The 23,569-nt window shown below is 72.9% G+C and carries 24 protein-coding genes; 15 read left to right on the top strand and 9 right to left on the bottom strand.

Annotated features, from left to right (window positions below; genetic code table 11):
- Nucleotides 1-11 precede the first annotated feature (11 nt).
- Entirely contained in the window at nt 12-1,214 is a 1,203-nt protein-coding gene (locus tag OOJ91_RS13270; RefSeq protein WP_266244885.1) for a hypothetical protein, read from the bottom strand.
- Between the two features lie 587 nt (nt 1,215-1,801).
- Between OOJ91_RS13270 and OOJ91_RS13265 the strand changes: the two genes are divergently transcribed.
- From OOJ91_RS13265 to OOJ91_RS13255, 3 genes are all read left to right on the top strand, one after another.
- Entirely contained in the window at nt 1,802-2,071 is a 270-nt protein-coding gene (locus OOJ91_RS13265; protein ID WP_266244884.1) for a hypothetical protein, read from the top strand.
- Nucleotides 2,071-3,108 (top strand): hypothetical protein, encoded by a 1,038-nt coding sequence (locus OOJ91_RS13260; protein ID WP_266244883.1) that lies wholly within the window; start codon nt 2,071-2,073, stop codon nt 3,106-3,108. Before OOJ91_RS13265 ends, OOJ91_RS13260 begins: the two co-directional genes overlap by 1 nt.
- A 234-nt stretch (nt 3,109-3,342) precedes the next feature.
- Complete coding sequence (locus tag OOJ91_RS13255; protein WP_266244882.1) at nt 3,343-4,272, top strand: LLM class F420-dependent oxidoreductase; 930 nt, start codon at nt 3,343-3,345, stop codon at nt 4,270-4,272.
- A 34-nt stretch (nt 4,273-4,306) separates the two neighbouring features.
- Here OOJ91_RS13255 and OOJ91_RS13250 read toward each other — a convergent pair whose 3' ends face one another.
- The gene (locus tag OOJ91_RS13250) at nt 4,307-4,729 is read right to left on the bottom strand and encodes a hypothetical protein (RefSeq protein WP_266244881.1); all 423 of its coding nucleotides are present in this window, start codon (nt 4,727-4,729) and stop codon (nt 4,307-4,309) included.
- 101 nt (nt 4,730-4,830) lie between these two features.
- Between OOJ91_RS13250 and OOJ91_RS13245 the strand changes: the two genes are divergently transcribed.
- On the top strand, nt 4,831-5,601 hold the full coding sequence (locus tag OOJ91_RS13245; protein ID WP_266244880.1) for a hypothetical protein: 771 nt from the start codon (nt 4,831-4,833) through the stop codon (nt 5,599-5,601).
- Nucleotides 5,598-6,875 (top strand): D-arabinono-1,4-lactone oxidase, encoded by a 1,278-nt coding sequence (locus OOJ91_RS13240; protein WP_266244879.1) that lies wholly within the window; start codon nt 5,598-5,600, stop codon nt 6,873-6,875. Before OOJ91_RS13245 ends, OOJ91_RS13240 begins: the two co-directional genes overlap by 4 nt.
- On the opposite strand, the gene OOJ91_RS13235 is transcribed toward OOJ91_RS13240, so the two are convergent.
- Nucleotides 6,860-8,005, bottom strand: a complete 1,146-nt coding sequence (locus OOJ91_RS13235) for a site-2 protease family protein (RefSeq protein ID WP_266244878.1) — start codon at nt 8,003-8,005, stop codon at nt 6,860-6,862. The genes OOJ91_RS13240 and OOJ91_RS13235 overlap by 16 nt on opposite strands.
- Before the next feature lie 61 nt (nt 8,006-8,066).
- Nucleotides 8,067-8,264, bottom strand: a complete 198-nt coding sequence (locus tag OOJ91_RS13230; RefSeq protein ID WP_266244877.1) for a type II toxin-antitoxin system VapB family antitoxin — start codon at nt 8,262-8,264, stop codon at nt 8,067-8,069.
- A gap of 96 nt (nt 8,265-8,360) precedes the next feature.
- Between OOJ91_RS13230 and OOJ91_RS13225 the strand changes: the two genes are divergently transcribed.
- Both OOJ91_RS13225 and OOJ91_RS13220 read left to right on the top strand, forming a co-directional pair.
- Nucleotides 8,361-8,642 (top strand): hypothetical protein, encoded by a 282-nt coding sequence (locus OOJ91_RS13225; RefSeq protein ID WP_266244876.1) that lies wholly within the window; start codon nt 8,361-8,363, stop codon nt 8,640-8,642.
- The gene (locus OOJ91_RS13220; protein ID WP_266244875.1) at nt 8,639-9,049 is read left to right on the top strand and encodes a type II toxin-antitoxin system VapC family toxin; all 411 of its coding nucleotides are present in this window, start codon (nt 8,639-8,641) and stop codon (nt 9,047-9,049) included. The genes OOJ91_RS13225 and OOJ91_RS13220 overlap by 4 nt, the downstream gene beginning before the upstream one ends.
- Nucleotides 9,050-9,067: 18 nt before the next feature.
- Here the strand turns inward: OOJ91_RS13220 and OOJ91_RS13215 are convergent, their stop codons facing one another.
- Entirely contained in the window at nt 9,068-9,922 is an 855-nt protein-coding gene (locus OOJ91_RS13215; protein WP_266244874.1) for an alpha/beta hydrolase, read from the bottom strand.
- A 189-nt stretch (nt 9,923-10,111) separates the two neighbouring features.
- On the opposite strand from OOJ91_RS13215, the gene OOJ91_RS13210 reads away from it, so the two are divergent.
- From OOJ91_RS13210 to OOJ91_RS13195, 4 genes are read left to right on the top strand one after another with little or no spacing between them, the layout of a single operon-like run.
- Nucleotides 10,112-11,011, top strand: coding sequence for an ABC transporter ATP-binding protein (locus OOJ91_RS13210; RefSeq protein WP_266244873.1), 900 nt, complete (start codon nt 10,112-10,114; stop codon nt 11,009-11,011).
- A gap of 1 nt (nt 11,012) precedes the next feature.
- Nucleotides 11,013-11,846, top strand: a complete 834-nt coding sequence (locus tag OOJ91_RS13205; RefSeq protein WP_266244872.1) for an ABC transporter permease — start codon at nt 11,013-11,015, stop codon at nt 11,844-11,846.
- Between the two features lie 26 nt (nt 11,847-11,872).
- Complete coding sequence (locus OOJ91_RS13200) at nt 11,873-13,006, top strand: sensor histidine kinase (RefSeq protein ID WP_266244871.1); 1,134 nt, start codon at nt 11,873-11,875, stop codon at nt 13,004-13,006.
- On the top strand, nt 13,003-13,635 hold the full coding sequence (locus tag OOJ91_RS13195; RefSeq protein ID WP_266244870.1) for a response regulator transcription factor: 633 nt from the start codon (nt 13,003-13,005) through the stop codon (nt 13,633-13,635). Before OOJ91_RS13200 ends, OOJ91_RS13195 begins: the two co-directional genes overlap by 4 nt.
- 10 nt (nt 13,636-13,645) lie before the next feature.
- Here OOJ91_RS13195 and OOJ91_RS13190 read toward each other — a convergent pair whose 3' ends face one another.
- Together OOJ91_RS13190 and OOJ91_RS13185 are read right to left on the bottom strand one after the other, a co-directional pair.
- Complete coding sequence (locus OOJ91_RS13190) at nt 13,646-14,551, bottom strand: L,D-transpeptidase (protein WP_266244869.1); 906 nt, start codon at nt 14,549-14,551, stop codon at nt 13,646-13,648.
- Nucleotides 14,552-14,617: 66 nt separating this feature from the next.
- Nucleotides 14,618-16,063: an alpha-amylase gene (locus OOJ91_RS13185; RefSeq protein WP_266244868.1), complete on the bottom strand. Its 1,446-nt coding sequence runs from the start codon at nt 16,061-16,063 to the stop codon at nt 14,618-14,620.
- 268 nt (nt 16,064-16,331) lie between these two features.
- On the opposite strand from OOJ91_RS13185, the gene OOJ91_RS13180 reads away from it, so the two are divergent.
- Genes OOJ91_RS13180 through OOJ91_RS13165 form a run of 4 tightly spaced genes read left to right on the top strand, consistent with a single transcriptional unit; the run spans nt 16,332 to nt 21,008 of the window.
- On the top strand, nt 16,332-17,990 hold the full coding sequence (locus OOJ91_RS13180; RefSeq protein ID WP_266244867.1) for a hypothetical protein: 1,659 nt from the start codon (nt 16,332-16,334) through the stop codon (nt 17,988-17,990).
- Nucleotides 17,990-19,453, top strand: coding sequence for an NADH-quinone oxidoreductase subunit NuoF family protein (locus OOJ91_RS13175; RefSeq protein ID WP_266244866.1), 1,464 nt, complete (start codon nt 17,990-17,992; stop codon nt 19,451-19,453). The genes OOJ91_RS13180 and OOJ91_RS13175 overlap by 1 nt, the downstream gene beginning before the upstream one ends.
- Nucleotides 19,454-19,494: 41 nt before the next feature.
- Complete coding sequence (locus OOJ91_RS13170) at nt 19,495-20,121, top strand: thioredoxin-like domain-containing protein (protein WP_266244865.1); 627 nt, start codon at nt 19,495-19,497, stop codon at nt 20,119-20,121.
- Complete coding sequence (locus OOJ91_RS13165) at nt 20,118-21,008, top strand: cytochrome c biogenesis CcdA family protein (RefSeq protein WP_266244864.1); 891 nt, start codon at nt 20,118-20,120, stop codon at nt 21,006-21,008. Before OOJ91_RS13170 ends, OOJ91_RS13165 begins: the two co-directional genes overlap by 4 nt.
- Before the next feature lie 21 nt (nt 21,009-21,029).
- On the opposite strand, the gene serS is transcribed toward OOJ91_RS13165, so the two are convergent.
- Both serS and OOJ91_RS13155 read right to left on the bottom strand, forming a co-directional pair.
- The gene (serS, locus tag OOJ91_RS13160) at nt 21,030-22,313 is read right to left on the bottom strand and encodes a serine--tRNA ligase (protein WP_266244863.1); all 1,284 of its coding nucleotides are present in this window, start codon (nt 22,311-22,313) and stop codon (nt 21,030-21,032) included.
- 96 nt (nt 22,314-22,409) lie between these two features.
- Nucleotides 22,410-23,564 carry a MerR family transcriptional regulator gene (locus OOJ91_RS13155; RefSeq protein WP_266244862.1) on the bottom strand — a complete coding sequence of 385 codons (1,155 nt, stop codon included), beginning with the start codon at nt 23,562-23,564 and terminating at the stop codon, nt 22,410-22,412.
- Nucleotides 23,565-23,569 lie beyond the last annotated feature (5 nt).

Raw genomic sequence — 23,569 nt, 5'->3', positions numbered from 1 at the left:
CGGGTGGCCCCTCACGTGTCGACGACAGCCGTCAGGGCGGCCCGCTGCGGCCACGTCTCGTCGGTCATGCAATCCGTGAGGCAGGACAGGCTGAACGCCAGCGGCCACGAGGCGCTGTGCCGGTTCTCGGCCGGCAACAGCGCCAGCGGGGCGTCCGGGTTCCACTCGGTGGTGGGTGGGACGTGCACGGCCAGCACCTCACCGACGTACGGCCGCTCGGTCCAGCGGACGGCCCGGCGCAGCACCTGCTCGGCGGTGACCTTGAGCAGGGTGACAGTGCAGAACTCGGGCATGCCACCGCGGCTCATCCACCGCCCGAAGCCGAGGACCGCGCTCTCGGCGATCTCGTGTGGTTCGAGGTGGCACTCCTCGCGCAGCTCCCGCAGCGCGCCGGCGACGATGACATCCTGGAGGCTGGGCGCGGCGAGCGTCGCCGACACGTCCTGCGGCTCCAGCGAACCGGACCCGGAGGGGGCGATGAGCCCGGGGCTGCCCACGTTGTCCCGGGTCTGCGCGACGAGCAGGAGCCGCCCGTCGATGGTGAAGGCGAGTGTGGAGATGCCCACGACGTTCGCCAGCCGGCTGTCGGCGAACCGCCGCAGCCGGTGGCGATGGTCGAGGAGCAGGTCCCGTCCGCGCATCGCGAGGGTGTCCCGGCCCGCCTCGTAGACGTCGTAGGGGGCGAGGAGGTTGCTGCAGTAAAAGTCAAAGTAGTGCGCCGGCCGCAGCGTGACCACCGGGTCGTCGGCGCCGGTGGGAAGGTCGTCGGCGAGGCCCAGCACCGCCCCGTTGTACATGGCGGCCGTGCGGGCGTGCCGGGCCAGGAAGTCGAACGACCAGCGCCGTAGGTCCCGTCCGAGGACGTAGCTCGTCGGCGACACGACGCAGCGGATCCGCTGGCCGCGCAGTCGGACGCTCTCGGCGGTGGGGACGACGCCGGTGCTGTGAGCGCTCGTCAAGACCCGCTTCGGGCTGGGAACCTGCTCGGCGACGTCCCGGTAGTCGTCGCCGTCGCGGGGGTGGAAGCGGAACTGTCGGGTCCGCCGACGGTTGGCCAGGATCTCCAGCGTCGAGACCAGGACACCGGCCGTGGCCGCCGCGACGCTGAGCGCCAGCGGTGGGCTCTGTGCCGCGGTCGCCGCGCTCAGGACCGCCAGGCCGACGCCGGCGGTGGTCAGGCGGTACCGCCACAGGCCCTGCCGCCAGATGCTCATCGTCGTGCTGACTCTTCTCGCCGTCCTGAGCACTCGGCACCTTTTCGGGTCGCGCCTGACGGAGACGCCCGCATGGTATCCACGGAGGAAACCGTCTCAATTCGGCCGAGTTGCGGCTCAAGTTTACGAATGTGTCAGCCGTTCCGCGATGCGCCGCGCCGCTGCCCCGACGGTCGCGCAGGTCATCGGCTGGGTCCGTGGCCGGGACTGTCAGGAACCGGACAAGACGGCAAAGCCCCTGGTGGAGCACTGTTAGGGCAGGTGGGAAGGGTACAGATAGCGAGCCACGCATCCGAATCCCACGGCCCGGTGCGGACAACATCGTCCGCACCGACGAGGCCACCACCCGGCCCCGCCGACGCGGCCGACACGGCGTAGCCCGCCGGCCGGGCGTGCGGTCCGGCCACCGCTTCCGCCGACACCGCTACGGGCGCCCGCAGCAGTGCCACCGCCCATCGGGACGTCCACGGCGTCGCCTCCGGGCCACACCGCCTTCCCGCATCTCTCTTGCACATCCGTGCACCACCGCCGGGTCCGGCGTCGCTCCACCGCGCCCCGCTCCGGCGACCAATCAGAGAGGGCCTGACATGGCTGCTCCCACCGTGACCGCAGCGCTGAACGGATCGGTCTTCGCACCGGGACAACAGATGCTGCTGACAGTCACCTACTCCGATGCCGACACCCAACCGCTCACCGTCACCATCGTGGTCACCGACGCGCAGGGCAACAGCAGCGCGCCGGTCAAGGCCACAGTGGTCATCGACCCGCTCACCCTGACCGTCACCGACGACTCCGGACGCGCCTGGGCCCGGGTCTCCGACAACGGCGCCGTCGCCGTGTACCGGTCGGTGGCGTGATGGCCCGCGTCACCGTTTCGGTGCGGGACGCCGGCGGCCACACCGCCACCGCCACCGCCGACTACACGATCGGACTGCAACCGGTGCTGGGCGGCTACTACCTGTCCGGCGGCGCCGACCCGACAGCCGACATGGCCGGCGGCAACTTCCGCTCGCTGACCCAGTACCGCAGCTTCGCCGACGGATTCATCTTCCCCGGCTACAACCGGCCCTGGCTGGTCAGCCTCGGCAAGGCCGGGGTGATGATGAACATGGTCCTGGAGCTGAAGCACTACGGCGCTCCGGACGGGCCGCAGACCTTCACCGTGGACGGCACCACCTACACCGTGCCGGCGCCGTCGATGACCATCCAGCAGCGTCCCGGCACGACCTGGCCGAAGGCGTACGGGTACGGCCAGGTCATCAGCGGCCAGTGCGACGGGTTGTTCGCGCGTGCCCTGTCCCAGTACCGCACGCTCGGCTTCGGGGTGAACATCCAGCTCGCCTCCGAGTTCGACACCGACCACGAGTTCGGCACCACCGAGGCTGGCGCGGCGTACACCTGGGCGCAGTCCGATGACCGCGCCGTGCAGGCCGTCAACTACATCCTCACCTGGTTCAAGGCGCGGACACTGCCCGGGGGGACGACCTTCTCGGTCGGAGTCGGCGGCTTCGACCGGGCCTGCTTCCAGCGCATCCACCCGGAGGCGCTGATGGCCCGGCTGGACTTCCTGCAGTGGAACGCGTACGCCACCAACGCCAGCCACACCGCGCTGGCCCGTTTCCGCAGGACGAAGGACTGGGCGGTGGCCGACCTCGGCCCGGTGGCCCTGTCCCGTCCGGTGCTGATCGCCGAATGGGGGGTACGGGTGGCTGAGATCCCCAACCAGGCCGCCTGGATCGCGACCGTGCCGGCGGCAATCGTCCAGCTCAACACCGAGGGTCGGCCGTGGATCGGGCGGACCAACTACTTCAACTCGGGCTGGGGCACCCTGACCCCGAAAGCGACCGGGCTCGCCGCACTGCGAGCGGCGTACGCCACCCCGCCGTACGTCTGATCGGTCCGGCGGCGTCCGACCGCCACCGCGGGCCCTCGCCGGCGCAGGCCGGCGGGGGCCGCTCAGCCCTCGCCGTACCGCTCGGCGTACGTGTCGCGCCGCCCGAGCCAGCCGTCCACCGCAGGCAAGGGACCTGGATCGAGGCGGTAGATCCGCTGCCGGGTGGCCGAGCGGCAGGAGACGAAGCCGGCTGGTCCCGGAGCGGCGCCGGGAGCGGCTACCTATGCTCGGACCATGGAACTGCGGATCTTCACCGAGCCCCAGCAGGGCGCCAGCTACGACCAGTTGCTCGCGGTGGCCCGCCGCGCCGAGGACGCCGGCTTCGGCGCGTTCTTCCGGTCCGACCACTACCTCAGGATGGGCGCCGGGAGCGGCGATCCCGGCCCCACCGACGCGTGGACCACGCTCGCCGGACTGGCGCGCGACACCAGCCGCATCCGGCTCGGCACCCTGATGACCGCCGCCACCTTCCGGCTGCCCGGCCCGCTGGCGATCACCGTGGCGCAGGTCGACCAGATGAGCGGCGGCCGGGTGGAGCTGGGCATCGGCACCGGCTGGTACGCCGACGAGCACACCGCGTACGGCATCCCGTTCCCGGCGCTGGGCGAGCGGTTCGACCGGCTGGAGGAGCAGCTCGCGGTCATCACCGGGCTGTGGTCCACGCCGGCGGGGGAGCGGTTCGACCACGCCGGACGGTACTACCCGGTCAGCGACTCCCCGGCCCTGCCCAAGCCGGTCCAGCAGCCCCGCCCGCCGATCCTGCTCGGCGGGATGGGCCCGAAGCGCACGCCCCGGTTGGCCGCCCGCTACGCCGACGAGTTCAACCTGCCGTTCGCCTCGGCGGCGGACTCGACGGCCCAGTTCGAGCGGGTCCGCGCGGCGTGCGCCGAGATCGGTCGGGACCCCGCCGACCTGGTCTGGTCAAACGCCCTGGTCCTCTGCTGCGGGCGCGACGACGCCGAGGTGGCCCGCCGGGCCGCCGCCATCGGCCGCGAGCCGGACGAGCTGCGGGCCAACGGTCTCGCCGGCACGCCCGACGAGGTCCTGGAGACCATCGGCCGGTACGCGAAGATCGGCAGCCAGCGGCTCTACCTCCAGGTGCTGGACCTGACCGACCTGGACCACCTCGACCTGGTCGCCAGCGAGGTCATGGCCAACCTCTGAGCCCGGTCCCGGCCGCCCGGTCCCGGCCGTCGCGTCAGGCGCGGTGGTGGGCGTGGTGGCCGGGGTCGCGCAGCACGGTGTCCAGTCGGCCGTCACGGTCACTGTCCACATAGGTGATGTCCGGTACCCCGTCGCCGTCCACGTCGATCTGGACGACGTCGGCGAGGCCGTCGCCGTCCAGGTCGGTGACCACCTCGACCGAGCCGTCCAGGTGTCGCGTCACGATCGACAGTGACTCGGCGGCGGGCTCACGCGGTGGTGGACCGGGCGCCGGCACGGGCGTCGGCGCGGGCGCGGGTGCGGGTGTCGGACGAGGGCCGGGCGTCGGCGCCGGGTGGCTCGGCATCCGGGCGCCCGGCGGGGCGCTGGCCGGCTCGATCGCGCTGCCGGTCGGGTCCAGCTCCTCCTCCGACGGGAAGACGTCGCCCCGTGGGGCCGGATCACGGTAGCTGCTCATGGGCGTAGGGTTCCCCGACGATGGCGAGAACAACCGTGCCCGATCGACCGGTGTCCGTGGCACCCGGTCTGTCGGAGGATGCGGGGACCGACGCCACGGTCATGAACGGGGGTCCGAGCGTGGAGCTGCGCCGGAGCCGGGGAGCCCGGATGCTCGCCCTGGTGTGCGTACTCGGTGGGGTGCTCTTGTTGGTCTATCCCAGCGACCGCGCCCCGCTACGGATGATCATTGCTGTGGGCGCGATCGCGCTCGGCGCGCTGGCGCTGGTCAGCGCGCTGCGGCCGTTCCGCTTCGGGATCACCCCGGAAGGGCTCAGCATCCGGCGGCCCGGCCTGCGCCGGGAGATCCCGTGGGCCGAGGTCGACGCGCTGGTCCTCGACGAGCCGCCCCGCCGCGACGGCTACTCGACGGCGCCGCGCCTGCTGCTGGTGCCCGCCCGGGGCGTGACGTTCGAACCGGTCACCGCCCGCCATCCGATCGACGGCCGGCCGGCGATCGAGCTGCTCGTCTTCGACCAGGTCCGGGAGCAACCCGAACAGGTGGCCGCCGCGCTCACCCGCTGCGCCGGGGACCGATTCGTGGACCTGCTCGCTCTGCGCCGCGCCGCCTTCGCGGCACCCGACCTCACGGTCGGCCTGCGTGGCTACCAGATGGACCGGGTCGACAGGTTGATCCGACGGGGCCAGGACGCCCTGATGTCCGGGGACGCGGCGGCCCGGAAGGCGGCGCGGGGCGAGATCGAACGCGCTGTGGCCGCCGGTCTGCCGATCGCCCAACGTGGCTACAACTCGTACCAGGCGGACGCGGTTCTGGACGCCCTCGTCGCCGCGTTGGCCGACCACCAGCCCACCGATCGGGAGACCGCCCCATGACCGCGCAGGGACAGCACCTGACGTCGAGCACCGACGTGCCGCGCCGCAACTGGGCCGGCAACGTGCGCTACGCCGCCCGGGAGTTCCACAGCCCCAGCACAGTCGACGAGGTGCGCCGGCTGGTCGCCGGCAGCTCCCGGATCCGCGCGGTGGGCACCGGACACTCCTTCAACCGCCTCGGCGACACCACCGGAGACCTGGTCTCGCTCGCCGGGCTGCCCCCGACGATCGAGGTCGACCGCGAGCGCCTGCGGGTCACCGTCGCCGGGGCGCTGCGCTACGGCGACGTCGCCCAACACCTGCACACACAGGGGTACGCGCTGGCCAACCTCGCCTCGCTGCCGCACATCTCGGTCGCCGGCGCGGTGGCCACCGCCACCCACGGCTCCGGCCCCACCCACGGCAACCTGGCCACCTCGGTCGCCGCCCTGGAGCTGGTCACCGCCGACGGGGACCTGACGCGCGTGGACCGCGACACCGACGGCGACACGTTCGCCGGCATGGTGGTCGGGCTCGGCGCGCTCGGCCTGGTCACGCGGGTCACCCTGGACCTGGTGCCGGCGTTCGAGCTGCGCCAGTACGTACGCCTCGACCTTGCTGCCGAGGCGCTGGACGAGGCGTTCGACTCGGCGTACAGCGTGAGCGTGTTCACCGACTGGCGTACGCCGCGTCTGCGCGAGGTGTGGCGCAAGCAGCTCGCGGACCAGCCGCCACCGGACGCGGACTGGCTCGGCACCACGGCCGCCGACCAGCCGCGACACCCGGTGCTCGGCATGCCTGCGGAGAACTGCACCCCGCAGCTCGGTGAGCCGGGTCCGTGGCACGAGCGGTTGCCGCACTTCAAGCTCGGCTTCACCCCGAGCAGCGGTGACGAACTCCAGTCCGAGTACAACCTGCCGCGTACGGCGGCGGCCGAGGCGCTCGCCGCGCTGGCCGAGGTGGCGCACCTGATCGCCCCGGTGTTGCAGGTCTGCGAGCTGCGGACGGTGGCTGCCGACGAGCTGTGGCTCAGCCCCAACCACAGGCGGGACAGCTTCGTGGTCCACTTCACCTGGGTCGACGACGCCGACGCGGTGCTGCCGGTGCTTGCCGAGGTGGAGGACCGGCTGGCGCCGTTCGCGCCCCGCCCGCACTGGGGCAAGGTCTTCGTCACCGACCCGACCGAGCTGGCCGCCCGCTACCCCCGGCACGCCGACTTCGCCGCTCTGCTGACCCGCCTGGACCCGACCGGCACGTTCCGCACCGACCTGCTGGACCGCTACTTCCCCCGCTGACCGACGGGGGTGCGCAGGCTGCCGCGCTGAACGGCACGGCTGATGTCGCTGGGGGAGACGATGCCGGTGAGCAGGCCGTCGTCGCTCACCACCAGGGCGCGGCCGTCGGCGCACTCGCTGAGCCGGGGCAGCAGGTCGTTGAGCTGCTCCCCCGACCGCGCGAGGACCAACTGGTCGGCCCGGCAGGCCACCTCGGCAAGCGTGGTCGACGTCCGCTTGTCGGCCGGTACGCCCCGCACCCGGTCCAGGGTGACCAGTCCGCTCGGCCGGCCCCCCTCGGTGAGCGGCAGCGCCGAATGCCGGTACGCGAACAGGTAGTGGTCGACGAAGTCGGCGACGGTCATGTCCGCCGAGGCCGTCTGCGGCTGCGGCGTCATCACGTCGGCGACCCGGATTCCGCGCAGCGCGCTTCCGGCGCGGGCCTGCCGCTCCTCGGTCCCGGCGGCGCCGATCAGGAACCAGCCGATCAGTGCCAGCCAGAGCCCACCGAAGCCGACCCCGGACAGGAACTGCCACAGCCCGAGGCCGATGAGCAGCGCGCCGAGCACCCAGCCGGCCCGGGCGGCGACCACGGACGCCCGGTTCCGGTCGCCGGTGGCCTTCCACACCGCCGCCCGCAGCAGCCGACCGCCGTCCAGCGGCGCGGCCGGGAGCACGTTGAAGACCGCCAGCAGCACGTTGATGCCGGCCAGCCAGGCCACCGCCCCGAACAGCAGCCCGGTCTGCCCGGCCAGCGCGAGCAGCGCCGCGATGGCGCCGAAGAACGCCCCGAGCAGCAGGCTGACCAGCGGACCGACGCCCGCGATCCGCAGCTCCGCGCCGGGGTCGCGCGGCTCGCCCCTCAGCTCGGCCACCCCGCCGAACAGCCAGAGCGTGATGCCGTCGACTGTCAGCCCGTTGCGCTGGGCCACCACGGCGTGCGACACCTCGTGGGCGAGCAGGCCGACGAAGAAGACCACCGCCGCGGCGAGACCGGCGAGGGTGTACGCCACGGGCGAGCGGTCGGGGTACGAGCGGGGGAACTGGTTCGCAGCCAGGCCCCACGCGATAAGCGCGAAGATGACCAGAACGCTCCAGTTGACGCCGACCGGCACCCCCGCGATCCGGCCAAGCCGGAAACTGGCCCTCATCCCACCGAGATACCCCCGAAAACCGCAGGCATGCCGAGGGACGTTCCGAACGACCGCGTGCTCACTCAGCGGTGCCGACGGGGCCGGTCAGATCGGGCAGCCCGCCGCTCTTGAGCCAGTCGGCAAACTGCCACCGCTTGTCCCGGTCGACGACTGCCTTGAGGGCACCGTTGACGGTGGCCTTCGTCGTTGTGGTGCCGAGGATCTCGCCGGCTTCGGCCAGTAGTTCGTCATCGACATCAAGATAGGCCCGGCTCATGGTTGTCAGGCTGACATCCAGATGCGTGGGGGTGCGGACGACACACCGAGCTGGTGTTATGGCCGCCCTTGAGTATGCAGCGGGTAAGGTCAGAGTATGACTCGCCGGATCACCATCAGCCTGCCCGACGACGTGGCCGCGTACGTGGAACGCACCCAGGGCAACACGTCGGGCTTCATAGCCGGGATCCTGCGCCGGAAGATGCGCGCCGACGATCTTCGCGCCCGTTGGGCGCACCTCGGCTACGTGGTCACCGACGAGGACGTCGAGCGGACCCGGGCGCACCTCGCCGCACAGGCGCCGATCACCGACGAGCAGCATGCCCGCAACGCCGAGTGGCTGCGCCAGTTCGATCACGACGGGTCGGCCGCCGCGTGAACGGTCTGGTCCTGGACACCTCCGCCCTGCTCGCCTACGCCTCCGGCGCCAGCGTCGAACCGGGAGCGATCCTGACCCTCGCCGAGGAGGACCCGGCGCAGGAGGTGTGGATTCCGGCGCTCTGCCTGGGGCAGGCGCAGCTCGAGCTGGCTGGCACGCCGGCCGTACACCTGCTCGACCTGCTCCTCAGCGCGGAACGGGACATCAGGGTCGCGGTGTACGACGCGCCGACCAGTCGACGGGTGGCCCGGATCGCGGCGCGCTTCGATGTTCCACCGGATGTCGCGCATGCCGTGGCGACCGCGGTCCTGTACCGCTGCTACCTGGTCACCCGTGATCCCAAGCGGGTCGTCCCGGCAGCCCCGCCGGATCTGGAGATCCTCGACATCTCGCTGGGCTGGAGCTGAGGTGAATCCGTTGGGTGGTCAGCGGCGAGGGGCTTCGCTGGCGACTGTCGCCTCCCGGGGCAGCGCCGCCGCGCGCAGCGCCCAGTCCAGCGCGTAGTCGGCGATCTGTTCCCAGCCGTCCTGCCCGACCGTGAAGTGCGACCGGCCGGGGAACTCCTCGTACGCGGTGAGTGCCCGGGACTTCTGGTAGAGCCCCGCGTTGGTCCGGACCACCGACGCCGGCACCACGTGGTCCTCTCCGCCGGCCATCAGCAGCAGCGGCGCGCGGTCGTCGCGCCCGACGTCGACGCGGGCGGGTGAGCGCGGGTCGAGGTTGGCGAACGCGCCCTCGAAGAACACCCGACCGGCGCCGGGGACGGCGTAGCGCTGCCAGGCCCGGTCGGAGTCCGCGCGGCTCATCGTGTTGCCGAAGGCGTAGGCGAAGTCGTCGGCGGTGAACGGGACGGCCCTGCTCCGGTTGGCGGGGCTGCGCAGGATGGGGAAGCCGGAGCGCAGCTGGCTCAGCGGCACCTTGAGCACCCCCTTCACCGCCGCGGGATGCACCCCCACCGCCGCCGCGCCCAGGCCCCGATCCGCGAGGACCTGCGCGAACAGGCCACCGAACGAGTGCCCCATGATGATCGGCGGTCGGGGGAGCGCCCGGATGATCCGGTCGTAGTGCGCCACGATCGTGGCCATGCTCTGCTGGGCGATCGGGGTGGGATCGTCGCGCAACTGCTCCACGGACCGATCCATCCCGGGCCAGGCGGGGGCGATGACGTGCATGCCGCGCGCGGTGAACCGTTCGATCCACCCCTGCCAGCTGCGTGGGGTCATCCAGAGTCCGTGGATCAGTACGACCGTGTCGACCCGGCCCTGCGGCGTGGCACCCATCGCTTCCTCCCGGTGTCGCGGTGTCCGGCCGCGCGCTTACCCGCTGCCGCGCCCGGAATTCCTCCCGTCGCGGCCCGGCCGGAGGGCGGGCCCCGCGTGGCGCCGACGCATGGCCCCTGACAAATGTCACGGCCGGAACGTGACGGCCGCTCCGGGAACCCCGGTCCGCGACGCCGGAGCATCTGTGCCATGACCAGTACGCATCCGGCCGTCGAGCTGAACGGCCTCACCAAGACCTTCGGTACGGTCACCGCGGTCGACGGGCTGAGCCTGCGGGTGCAGCCCGGCGAGGTGGTGGCGTTCCTCGGCCCCAACGGGGCGGGCAAGACCACCACCATCGACATGCTGCTCGGCCTGGCCCGCCCGGACGCGGGCACGGTCCGCGTTCTGGGCGGCACCGCCGACGAGGCGGTGGCCCGGGGTCGGATCGCCGCCGTACTCCAGACCGGCGGACTGCTCAAGGACCTCACCGTGGGCGAGACCGTGCGGATGACCGCCCACTTCTACCGGCACACCCGCCCGGCTGCCGAGGTGCTGGAGCGCGCCGGCATCGCCGACATCGCCGACCGGATCGTGGGGCGGTGCTCCGGCGGCCAGCAGCAGCGGCTGCGTTTCGCGTTGGCCCTCCTGCCGGACCCGGACCTGATGGTGCTCGACGAGCCGACGACGGGGATGGACGTCGAGGGTCGCCGGGACTTCTGGCAGGCCCTGCGCCGCGACGCCCGCGACGGCAGGACTGTCATCTTCGCCACCCACTACCTGGACGAGGCGGACGCGTACGCCGACCGGATCGTGCTGGTCCGGCAGGGACGGATCGTCGCCGACGGCACCACCGCGGAGATCAAGAACCTGGCCGCCGGCCGTACGGTGCGGGCCACCCTGCCCGGCGCCGACCAGGCGGCGCTGGCCGCGCTGCCCGGCGTGGACGCCGTGGAGATACGCGGCGACAGCGTGCTGGTGCGTACCGGCGACTCGGACGCGATCGCCCGCCACCTGCTCACCCGGACCGCCGCCCGGGACGTGGAGATCACCTCCCGCAACCTCGAGGACGCCTTCCTCGCCCTGACCACCGAGCGCATCGGAGCCTGAGATGTCCACCCTGCCGGCCGCCCCCGCCGCCACCCGCACCGACCGACCCACCCAGCCCGACCGACCCGGCCCGCCCGACCGCCGGCTGCCCGCCCTGGGTGGCTTCGCCCCGGCCGTTCTCGGCATCGAGCTGCGCCGCGTGCTGCGCAACCGCCGCACCCTCGCCTTCACGCTGATCATGCCGGCTGTCTTCTTCCTCATCTTCGGCCTCCCGCAGCGGGGGCAGACGCTTGACAACGGCCGGCCCGTGACGGCGTACGTCATGATCAGCCTCGCCGTGTACGCGGCGATGGTGGCGACCACGAGCGCGGGCGGCGCGGTGGCCACCGAGCGGGCGTTGGGTTGGAGCCGGCAGCTACGGCTCACCCCGCTGCGCCCGACCGCATACGTGGCGACGAAGGTGGCCACCGCGATGACCCTCGGCCTGCTCGCGGTCGTCATCGAGTTCGTGGTGGGCGCCGCGGCCGGCGTCCGTCTCCCGCTGGACGTCTGGCTGCTGTCCGGGCTCGCCGCGTGGCTCGGCTCGCTGGTCTTCGCCGCGTTCGGTCTGTTCATCGGCTACCTGGTGCCGGCCGAGAACGTCATGCAGTTCATCGGGCCGATCCTGGCGGTGCTGGCCATGTTCGGCGGGCTGTTCGTGCCGGTCGAGGTGCTGCCGCACGTGCTCCAGCAGGCCGCGAAGTTCACCCCGGTGTACGGCATGGGTGAGCTGGCCCGCGCCCCGCTGACCGGCGACGGGATCAGCATGGCCGGGGTGGCCAACATGGTCTTCTGGACCCTGGCCTTCGGCATCGGCGCGGCCCGGCTGTTCCGCCGGGACACCGCTCGGGTCTGACCGCCGCGACCGCTAGCGTGGACCCGATGGACTCCCTGACGGGTCAGCCCCGACCGGTGAGCCGCCGATGGCGGCTCACCGGTTGGATGCTGGCAGCGGTGTGGCTGTTCTTCCTCAACGTGCCGATCTCCACGGCGCTGGACCAGGCGCAGCCGTGGCGGCGAGTCGTCGGTGTGGCCACCCTCTTGGTCTTCGGCCTGGGCTACGTGCTGCTGTTCCAGTGGGCCCGTTACCTGCGTGAGCACCTTCAACCGATTCCTCCACGGCGGGCCGGGATCGCGCTGTTGGGGTTGGTGGCTGTGGGTCTGGCCAGCATCCCGGGCACCGCCGGGGACTGGACGGCCACGCTGGTGTTCGTGGCCGCGTCGGCGGTGTTCCTGCTGTCGGCGACGCAGGCGTTGGTCATCGTGGTGCTCTGCGCACTGATTCCCCTGGTGGGGGCCTGGCTGGTGCCGACCTGGACGGGGGAGAGCACTGTCACCGTCGCGGTGCTGCTCGCCTCGTTCGCCATGTTCGGTGTGTCCCGGCTGGCTCAGCGCAACAGCGAGTTGCGGGCCGCCCAGCAGGAGATCGGCCGGCTCGCGGTCGCCGAGGAGCGGGCCCGCGCCGCCCGCGACCTGCACGACATCCTCGGGCACTCGCTGACCGTGGTGGCGATCAAGGCCGAGCTGGCCGGGCGGCTGATCGACGTCGACACCGCCCGGGCGGCAGCCGAGATCGCCGAGGTGGAGAGCCTGGCGCGGGCGGCGCTGGCCGACGTGCGGCAGACCGTCGGGGCGTACCGGGAGGTCACGCTCGCCGGGGAGCTGGCCGGCGCGCGGTCCGCCCTCGCCGCGGCGGGCATCGCGGCGGAGTTGCCGGCCGAGGCGCCGGAGCTGCCCAGGGAGTGGGACCGGCTGTTCGGCTGGGCGGTACGCGAAGGGGTGACGAACGTGGTCCGGCACAGCGGGGCGCGGTGCTGCACGATCCGGGTGCGTCCGGACGGCGTCGAGGTGAGCGACGACGGCCGGGGGCCGTCCACGCCGGACGCCACCGGGTACGGGCTGGTCGGTCTGCGGGAACGGGCCCGCCGGCTGGACGCCGTGGTGACAGTCGGTCGCCGGCGGGACGACGGCACCGGTTTCCTGCTGCGGGTGCACGCCCCGGTGGAGGCCCGGTGAGCACGGCGGGTACGCCGATCCGGCTCCTGCTCGCCGATGACCAGGCGCTGGTGCGGGGCGCGCTCGCCGCGCTGCTCTCGCTGGAGCCGGACCTGAGCGTGGTGGCCGAGGTCGGCCGCGGCGACGAGGTGGTGGCCGAGGCCCGCCGCACCGCTCCCGACGTGGCACTGCTGGACGTGGAGATGCCCGGCCTGGACGGGATCGCCGCGACCGCCGCGTTGCGGGCCGCGCTGCCGGCCTGCCGGGTGCTCGTGGTGACCACCTTCGGTCGGCCCGGCTACCTGCGCCGGGCCATGGAGGCCGGCGCGAACGGTTTCGTGGTCAAGGACACCCCGGCCCGGCAGCTCGCCGACGCGGTCCGCCGGGTGCACGCCGGCCTGCGGGTGGTCGATCCGACGCTTGCCGCGGAGACCCTGGCCACCGGGGCGAGCCCGCTTACCGAGCGGGAGACCGAGGTGTTGCGGGCGGCCCGGGCCGGTGGTGCGGTCGCCGAGCTGGCGAAGGCGCTGCACCTGTCCGAGGGGACGGTGCGCAACCACCTCTCGGCGGCGATCGGCAAGACCGGCGCCCGCAACCGGGCCGCGGCCGTGCGCATCGCCGAGCAGAACGGCTGGCTGCTCGGCGACTGAGTGGCGCGGCTCAGGCGGTCGGCGGCGGGGTGGGGAGCTGGTCGACCACCACCAGGCTGCTGCCGGGCCGGACCTCGGCGAGCAGTTCCCGCTGGCCGCTGCGGGTGACCCGGATGCAGCCGTTGGTGGTGTTCTCGCCCAGGTCGTCGTCGTTGTACCAGGTGTGCAGGCCGATGTGCGCGCCGCGCAGCCCGGTGGGCACCGCCTCCGGGTCGTCGGGCACCGAGCCGAGGGCGTAGATGTCCACCCCGCCGTAGACCTCCTCGGGCGGTGGGGTGCGGCCCAGGACGAAGGTCCGCCCGAGCGGTGTCTCCTGCCCGGACTGGCCGAGGCTCGTCTCCCAGGAGCGCACCGCCTTGCCGGCCCGGTACCAGGTCAGCCGGTGCGCCTTGCGCTCCACCACGATCTGGTCGCGCAGCGCCACGGTGTCGAACCCGCCGGGCGCGAGCCAGGCGAGACGCCTGTTGGCCGAGGGCAGCAGCACTGCCGTCCAGCCGACCCGCCGCTGCGCGACCGGCACGGTCAGCTCGACACCGGCGAGCGTCGGTTCGAGGAAGGCCAGCGGTCGTCCGCCGGGCGCGTCGTACGCGGCGATCCGCCCGGTCGGGTGCACGCCCTCGGTCAGCGGCGTGATGTCCATGGTGGCCGGGTCGGCGGGGAAGCCACTGGGCGCGGGGTCGTAGTCGAGCACCGGCAGCCCGGCCGGGGCGGGCGCGGCCGGCGGGACGGACTCGTCCGGGCTCTGCTCGATGCTGCTCGGCGTCGGGTCGGCCGCCGCGGGTCGGTCGGGGTTCGTCGAGCGCGGGGTGAGGGCCTGGCCGACAAGCAGCGCGGTGATCAGCAGGGCGGCCACGGCGACGGCGGTGACCACCCAGGCACCCCGGCGACGGTACGGGCTCATTCGGTCAAACGGCACCAAACCACTTTATGTCGATGGGTGGTTCGGGGCCCCCGGTTCGCCGATACCCGGGGGCCCCGACGCTCAGACCCGCGCGCCGATGTGGATCGCGACCGCGTCGTGCGAGGGTACGTTCGCGGCGAACCAGCCGTTACCGTCCACGGTGATCACCGGCCCGCTGCAGGTGCCGCCCGCGTACGTGCCGTGGATGACGTCGCAGTACCGGCCGGCGGGCAGCCCGGTGTAGTACGAGCGACCGTTCACGGCCGAATCCTCGTCGTTGAGCGTGACGAAGCCCTTGCCGCTGCGGCTGAACGCGATGTGGTTGGTGCCGTTGTCGTACCAGTTGGCCACCGCGGCGCCCTCGGTGGCGTTGCGGAAGCCGACCATGTTGGCGATCACCGGCCAGCGGTGCTCGCACTCCCAGCCGGCGTAGCAGGTGGTGTTCAGCGTCTTGTTCGCGCCGTCCGAGGGCGGGCCGGCGTCCCGGTCGCTGAAGGTGTAGCTGGACATGACTGTCGGCGAGCCGTACGGCCAGGCCAGCATGAAGGCGTTCGCCAGGGCGTAGATGCCCCGGTCGCGGTAGGTAAGCACCCCGCTGTTGTCGCGCTGGGTGTCGTGGTTGTCCACGAACACCGCGGCGGACCCGGTGGGCAGGTGGCCCCAGCCCTCGCCGAAGTTGCGCAGGTACGCCAGCTTCTCCGAGCGGAACACCCGGGCCAGGTCCTTGCCGTAGCGGAACTCGTGCACGTCACCGTTGCCCGTGTACTCGGTCGGTTGGACCGGCTCGCCGGCGCCGTAGATGACCTCCTGGACGAGGTACGCCGAGCGGGAGAGCTTGCCCCTGATGGCGGCGATGTCGGCCGCCGGCATGTGCTTGCTGGCGTCCAGCCGGAACCCGTCCACGCCGAGGGAGAGCAGGTCGTTGAGGTACGACGCGATCTTCGTTCGGACGTAGTCCGACTCGGTCTTCAGGTCCGACAGGTTGACCAGCTCACAGTTCTGCACCTCGTACCTGTCGTTGTAGTTGGCGATGTCGTCGCCGCCGTTGCGCCCGCAGTGGTGGAAGTCCTGGGTCTGGTAGATGCCCGGGTAGTCGTAGTGCGCGTACGACGAGCCGGCCCAGCCGGTGCCGCCGTTGTCCTGACCGGACATGTGGTTGATGACGGCGTCGACGAGGACCTTGACACCTGCCGCGTGGCAGGTGTTCACCATCGACTGGAACTGGGACCGGGTGCCCTTGCGGGACTCGATCCGGTAGCTGACCGGCTGGTACGCCAGCCACCACTGGTTGCCCCGCACGTGCTCCTGCGGGGGCGAGACCTGCACGTAGCCGTAGCCCTTCGGGCCGAGGGTGCTCTGGCACTCGCTTGCCACCGACTGCCAGTTCCACTCGAAGAGCTGGACGATGACCTTCTTGGCGCCGGACGGGCTGGCGGCGGCCGGGGGCGCCGTCGCGGTGAGGGGGACGAGCAGGCTGGCGACCAGGCCGAGGGCGAGGATCGCCGAGCCACGTCGACGTCTGTGCATCGGGACTCCTGACGGGAGCGGGGGTGGGGGGTGGCGGTGCGGCGGGGGATCGCATCGGCTGCTCGAATCTTGCAACCCATGCTGAAATTTGCCGAAAGGTTACAAGCGTGTTGCAACGACTGTCAATGCATGGACGGTTGTCACTGTCCACGGTGGCCTGTGCACGCGTCCCGGCGCCGGTCGGTTCGATCCGGCCCAGAAATTTCCGTCCCCAGGTGATCCGCTCACCCCGCCGTTCCGTACTGGATGGGGGAGCAGGGGTCGGCCGGTGGTACGCCGCCGCGAGACGATCGAGGAGCAGATGGCCCGGGCAAAGCAGAACGAGAAGGCCACCGAGGTCCGGACCAGCACCAGCAGTCGGGGGGTGCGGACCCGGTCGCGCTCGGCGACGATGTTGCTGATCGCGTCCGTCCTCGCCGGGCTCTGGGCGGCGACGATGCTGACCGGCGCCGGTCAGACGGCGTACGCGTACGGCTTCTTCTTCACCGAGTTCTTCGCCGGGGTGATCGCCCTGGTGTCGTTGAGCCTCACCGTGATGCTGGGCCTGCTCGCCACCGACCGACTGGTGCTGAGCATCTCGCACCGGGTGCTGATGCAGTCGGCGCACCGCGCCACAGGCGTTCTGGGCGCTGCCGGGCTGCTCTTCCACGTCCTCACCAAGATCGCTACCGGTCGGGCGGCGGCGACCGACTCGCTGGTGCCGTTCGTCGGCGGCCGGGGACTCTACGTCGGCCTCGGCACGGTGGCGGCTCTGCTCATGGTCAGCGTGATCTGGACCGGCATCATCCGGGCCCGCTTCGCCGGCGTCGGTCCGAAGTGGCTGTGGCGGTCGCTGCATTCCACCGCGTACCTCGCGTGGCCGTTCGCGGTGCTGCACGGCCTCAACGCCGGCCGGGCCGCGAAGTCCTGGGTGGTGCTCAGCTACCTCGCCTGCATCCTGTTCGTCGTGCTGGCGCTGCTGGTCCGGCTCTCGGTCACCATCGGCCGGCGCAGCCGGGAGCAGCACCAGGCCGCCGTGCGCAACGCGGTGCTGGCCGGGCGGGCCACCGAGGAGGGCCGCGGCCGGTCGCTGCTGGCCGGCCTGAGCCGCCGCCGCGCCACAGGCGAGGACAAGCGCCCCGCCTGGGCAGAGGCCACCACCGCCACCTGGACCGCGCCGGCCGGCCCGCGGCGGCGCGACCCCGAGCGGTTCACAGTTCCGGTGGTGCCCGAGCCCGGCTCGCTCGCCGAGCCGGCCCGGCCCAGCCGCCGGCGGCGCGACGAGACGCCGGCGGCCCGGCAGGACGCCGACCTGTCGACGCGTGGGCGGCGCGACGAGGCGGAGACCACCACCCGCCGGTCGAGCCGGCGCAGCGTTGAGGAGGAGCTGGAGCCGGTGACCCGGCGGCGCGCGTCGCGCACCCGCGACCGGGACGAGGAGACCGCCCCGACCCGCCGCCGTCGCGACGAGGAGCCGGCCGCCGAGCGGAGCAGCCGCCGGTCCCGCTCCGAGGACGAGGGCACCCGGTACTCGGCGCCGCCCCGACGGGCCGTCGAGGAGCCCGAGGAGCCGTGGGACAGCCCGCGCCGCTGGCAGGCCGCCGAGCCGATCTCCGCCGGCCCGGTCTCCGCCGAGCCGATCTCGGCCGGCCCGATCTCGGCGAGCCCCATCTCGGCCGGTCCGATCTCGGCCGCGCCGCGCAGCGGCAGTGGCAGGCACAGTGCCGACGACGACCTGCCGGAGGAGCCGGACTACTGGCGCCCGCCGGCGCGGTACGTCCCCGAGGAGGTGCCGCCGCCCGTCGACGACACCCCGACCCTTGTCGACCTGGCGTCGCGGCGAGCCCGGCGGGCCGCCGGCGAGGGCCGGTCCGCCAAGCGCCGCAAGGCAAGCGCCGACGCCGTGGACGGGGCGTACTGGGCCGGGCTGCGGGGTGAGGCGAAGTGATGCGGACAGCCGTACCACCTGTCGCCTGTGTGGGCGAGCCCCGGCTGACCGCCGGCTTCGCCGAGTACGGGCGGCTCGACCTGCTCGCGCACGAGGAGGTGCACGGGCCGATCGGCCCGATGGAGCCTGCGCAGTTGCTCCGACTCGTCGAGGGCATGCAGCTCAAGGGCAAGGGCGGCGCGGGCTTCCCGTTCGCCCGCAAGCTGCGCGCCGTGCTGGAGTCCTGCGAGCGGCAGGACCTCGCCGCGGTGGTGGTCGTCAACGCCTCCGAGGGAGAGCCGGCGAGCTGGAAGGACAAGGTGCTGCTCACCCGCGCCCCGCACCTGATCCTCGACGGCGCGGCGCTCACCGCGTACGCGCTGGACGCCGAGGAGATCGTGATCGGCGTGGCCGACGACGGCGTCGGGCGGGACTCGCTGATGGAGGCCCTCGCGGAGCGCCGGATGCCGGTGCCGACCACAATCGTCACCGTGCCGCACCGGTTCATCTCCGGGGAGGGCGGCGCGCTTGTCAACGGCATCAACGGACTGCCGCACATCCCTCCGGGCACCAAGAAGCGCTCCAGCGACTCCGGCGTCAGCGGCCTGCCGACCCTGCTGTCCAACGCCGAGACGTACGCCCAGCTCGCCGTCGGCGCGCGACTCGGCCCGTACGAGTACGCGGCGCTCGGCACCGACGACGAGCCGGGCACCGTGCTGCTCACCGTGACCGGCGCGGCGGGCCGTCCGGCGGTGGTGGAGTGCACGGCAGGCATGCCGTTGCGCGACGTCCTCGACCTGTGCGAGGTCCCGGACGTCCAGGGCATCCTGATGGGCGGCTACCACGGCAAGTGGATCACCGCGGAGGCGGCGGAGAAGGCCGAGGTCTCCCGCCGGGGCCTGGCCGCTGTCGGCGGCACCCTCGGCGCGGGCATCATCATCCCGATCGGCGTCGACACCTGCCCGCTCGGTGAGTCCGCCCAGGTGGTGCGCTACCTGGCCGGAGAGTCCGCCGGCCAGTGCGGCCCGTGCAAGATGGGCCTGCCGGACCTGGCCCGCGCGGTCGACCTGGCCGTGGCCGGCAGCCAACCGGCCGACGTGGTGCGGGCCGCCGCCGGCGAGGTCAAGGGCCGGGGCGCGTGCAGCCACCCGGACGGCACCGCCCGATTCGCACTCTCCGCGATCGAGGTCTTCGCCGACGACCTGCGGCTGCACAGCACCGGCGACGGCTGTGGCCGGCGGGTCAAGGGCGTCATGGGGCTGCCCGGCGCGCCCGACCCCAACCCGCAGAAGCTCACCCTGGACTGGTCCCGCTGCGACGGCCACGGCCTCTGCGCGCACGTGGTGCCGGACTTCATCCGGCTCGACGGCAACGGCTACCCGGCGTTCCCGGCCACGCCGGTGCCGACCTGGCTGCGCGAGGGCGCCCTGAAGGCCGTCAAGGTCTGCCCGGAACTCGCCCTGCGCCTCGCCAAGGCCGAGTAGGGAAAGGCACTGACCACCACACCTGTCGAACGGAGCTGCGGATGCGCAAGCCGACCGGGCGGACAGCGGCGGCGTACGCGCCCCGCGCCGCCATCGTGGGGGCGCTCGTCGCCGCCCTGCTCGCCACGGCGGCCTGCACCGGCACGGTGCCGCCCGACGCCGCCGCCGGGACCGCGCCGGCCCCGACCAGCGCCCCGGCCATCCCGGCTGCCCCCGCGACCGGCTCGCCGTCGGCCGCGCCGGCCCCGGTCCCGGTCCCGGTCCCGGACACCCTGCGCTTCACCGGGACCACCCTCACCGGCAGCGCGTTCGACGCGACGCGACTGGCCGGCCGGCCGGTGGTGCTCTGGTTCTGGGCGCCGTGGTGCGCCACCTGCGCCAGCCAGGCGTGGACGGTGGCCGAGATCGCGCCCCGTTACCGGGACACCGTGCCGATCGTCGGCGTCGCCGGGCTCGGCGAGCAGCGGGACATGAAGAACTTCGTCAGCGAGTTCGACCTCGGCGACACGCCGCAGATCGACGACCGCAAGGGCACGCTCTGGAAGCGGTTCAAGGTGACCGAGCAGAGCATCTTCGTGATCATCGACCGGGACGGCACCGTCGTCCACCAGGGCTTCCTGGACGGTGAGTCGCTCAGCGCCCGCGTCGCAGCCCTGGCCGGGGCGTGACCGCCCCGCTCCTGCTCGCGCTGACCGCCGGCATGCTCGGCGCCGTCAACCCGTGCGGCTTCGCGTTGCTGCCCGCGTACCTCTCGCTGTTGGTCGCCGGAGCGTCGGACGCCCGCGGCGCGGTCGGCCGCGCGCTCACCGCGGCGGCCGGGCTCACCCTGGGGTACGTGGTGGTCTTCGGCGCGTTCGGCCTGGCGCTCGCGCCGCTGGCCGGCTGGCTGCGCCCGCGGCTGCCGTGGCTGACCGTGGCGCTGGGGCTGCTGCTGCTGGTGGCCGGCTGCTGGCTGCTCGCCGGCCGGCGGCTGCCCGCCCCCGGCTGGTCGGCCCGAGCGCCCCGGCTGACGAGGTCCTGGCCGTCGATGGCGCTGTTCGGCGCGGCGTACGCGCTCGCCTCGCTCGGCTGCGCCATCGCACCGTTCCTGGCCATCGTGGTGACAAGCCTCCAGGCCGGCTCGACCGGTCGCGGGCTGGCCCTGTTCGGCGCGTACGCCCTCGGGATGGGTCTGGTGGTCGCGGTCGCCGCGCTCGGCGTGGCGCTGCTGCGCGACGGGCTGGTGGCCCGGCTGCGCGTCGCCGGCGCGTTGGTGCCCCGGCTCAGTGGCCTGGTGCTGCTGCTCGCGGGCGGGTACGTGGCCTGGTACGGCTGGTACGAGCTGCGGTTGGCCGCCGGCCGGCGCGACGCCCTGCGCGACCCGGTGATCCAAGCGGCGTCGAAGTTCCAGCACACCCTGGCCGAAACTGTCGAAACCGTGGGCCCAGCAGTGCTCCTGGCCACCCTGGCAGCACTGCTGCTGGCAGCCCTGCTGCTCCGAAAGCGACGCACCCTCCGCCCTCCCGGCGTCGATCGTGAAGTTATTGCCGCGACACGCCAGGGCGCCGGGCAATAACTTCATGATCGACGTTGGGTTCTAGCGGGGGGTGAGGCGGTCTGTTCCTAGGCGGTCCTGGAGGACCTTGGGGATCAGGACGCTGCCGTCGGCCTGCTGGTACTGCTCCAGGATGGCCGGGAAGAGCCGGCTCGTCGCCAGCGCGGAGCCGTTGAGGGTGTGCACGAAGCGGGTCTGCTTGGCGCCCGGCTCGCGATAGCGGATGGCCGCCCGACGGGCCTGGTAGTCGCCGGCCCAGGAGACCGACGACACCTCCTTGTACTTGCCGGTGCTCGGCATCCACACCTCGATGTCGAGGGTCTTCTTCATCGAGGCGCTCGCGTCACCTGCCGACAGCAGCGTCCGCTGGTAGTGCAGGCCCAGCCCCTCGACCAGGCTCTCGGCGTGGGCGAGCATCTCCTCAAGTGCCGCGTCCGCCTGCTCGGGCAGGGTGAACTGGAAGATCTCCACCTTGTTGAACTGGTGCCCGCGCACCGTGCCGCGCTCGTCCGAGTGCGACCCGGCCGACTCCCGCCGGTAACAGGGCGTGTACGCGAATGCCTTCAGCGGCAGCTTCGTGGTCTCCAGGATCTCGTCCTGGTACGCGCCCAGGATCGCCGTCTCCGACGTGGGCAGCAGGAACTGCCCGCGCGGCGCGGAGTCGGCGTCCAGGTGGTAGACGTCGTCGTAGAACTTGGGGAACTGACCGGCGGCGAATCCGGCCGAGTCGAGCAGCAGGTGCGGCGGGAGCAGGAACTCGTAACCGGCCTTGATGTGCTTGTCGATGAAGTAGTTGAGCAGCGCCCACTCCAGCCGCGCGCCGACGCCCGTGTAGATCCAGAAGCCGGACCCGCCGAGCTTGACGCCGCGCTCGTAGTCGACCAGACCCAGCGCGCGGGACAGCTCCACGTGGTCGCGGACCTTCTCGATCACCGGCGGCTCGCCGAAGGTCTTGACGACCCGGTTGGCCTCCTTGCCGCCGGGCAGGACGTCGTCGCTGGGCAGGTTGGGCAGCTCGCTCATCGCGTCGCGCAGCCGGGCCTGCACCTCGTCCAACTGGGACTCCAGGTCGGCGAGCTGCTTACGCTCCGCCTCGGGCGCGCTCACCTGCGGCTCGGTGCCGGCGCGCTTCGCCTGCGCGTACGCACGGGCCTCGGCCTTGCGGCGCTGCCGGTCGGCGTCGATCTCCGTGATCAGGGCGCGTCGTTCCTGGTCGAGTCGCTGGATCTCGTCCAGGGCCCGATCGACCTCGGCGGGATCCAGACGCTTCGCCAGCGCGGTCGCCACCGCCTCGCGATCCTTCCGGATCAACTCCATGTCGAGCATGCTGCTCCGTACGCCTCCGTCCGGGGTTCACTGGTGAACCAACAGATGTTACCGTCGCGCACGTTTCCACCCGACTACGGGGAGCGCGACCGGTTTCTACAGCCGGATCGGCATCAACACGGAGAAGGTGTCCTCGTCGTTCGGGCGGCGCACGGCCAGCGGGGCGATGGGCCCGTCCACCTCCAGCACCAGTTGCGGGCCACCGGCCGCGTCCAGCGCGTCGAGCAGGTACGCGCCGTTCACCCCGAACCGCAGCCCGCCTCTCGGCTCCGCGCCCGGCTCGGCCGCGCCCGGCTCGGCCGCGCCCGGCTCGGCCGTGGACAGCTCGGCGGTGGACAGCTCGGCGGGGTGCAGCAGGCGCAGACCGCCGGAGTCGTCGAGGCCGAGGACGGAGACCGCCAGCGGCGTGCCGGCGTACTCGCGGGCCAGCGTGGGAGCAGCCGGGTCGCGCAGCGCCGCCCGCAGCGCCCCCACGTCCACCGGGATGCGGTACGCGGCCGGCCGTTCCCCGACCGCCTCGCGCAGCAGCCGACGGTAGTCGGGAAAGTCGTACGGCAGGGCGGTGCCCGTCAGCGTCCGACCTGCCACCTCCGCCCGCAGGTCGACGCCTTCCACGCCGAGCCGCACCGGCCGGGCGTCGGCGGTGTCGAGCAGCAGGCGCAGCCGGTCGACGAGGTCGACAGGCACGAGCACCCGCACGGGCGGCCCGTCGACGGCGGCGCCGGCGCGGGCCAGCGCGAGCCGGTGCCTGTCGGTGGCGACCAGCCGCACACCGTCCGGCTCGACGTCGAGCAGCACCCCGGACAGCGCCGGCAGCTCCGGGTCGACGCCGACGGCGAAGCGCACCGCGTCGAGCGCGGCGGCCAGGTCGGCGGGGGAGAGGAGCAGCGTGGTCACAGTCGTGGGCGCGGGGTCGACCAGGGCCCGGAGCCGGACCATCTCGCGGCGGGCGTCGGCCAACCCGTCGGCCAGCCGGCGCAGGTGCGCGTCGAGCAGTCGGTGCACCTCGGCCGGCGCGGCGCGGACGGCGGCGGCGATCTCGGGCACCGGCATGCCGACCCGGCGCAGCCCCGCGACCAGCCGGGCCGGGCCGATCTGCTCGTCGGTGTACCAGCGGTAACCCGTCGTCGGGTCGACAAGGGCCGGCGTCAGCACGCCCGCCGAGTCGTAGAAGCGCAGCGCGCTGACGGTCAGGCCGCTGGCCCGGGCCAACTCGCCGATGCTGTGCAGGTCGCTCACCACGCCGGGCATCCTGC

This window comes from Micromonospora lupini (genome assembly GCF_026342015.1).
Lineage (GTDB): Bacteria > Actinomycetota > Actinomycetes > Mycobacteriales > Micromonosporaceae > Micromonospora > Micromonospora lupini_B.
Note: the sequence above shows the minus strand (reverse complement) of the source record. Positions and strands in the feature narration are given on the sequence as shown.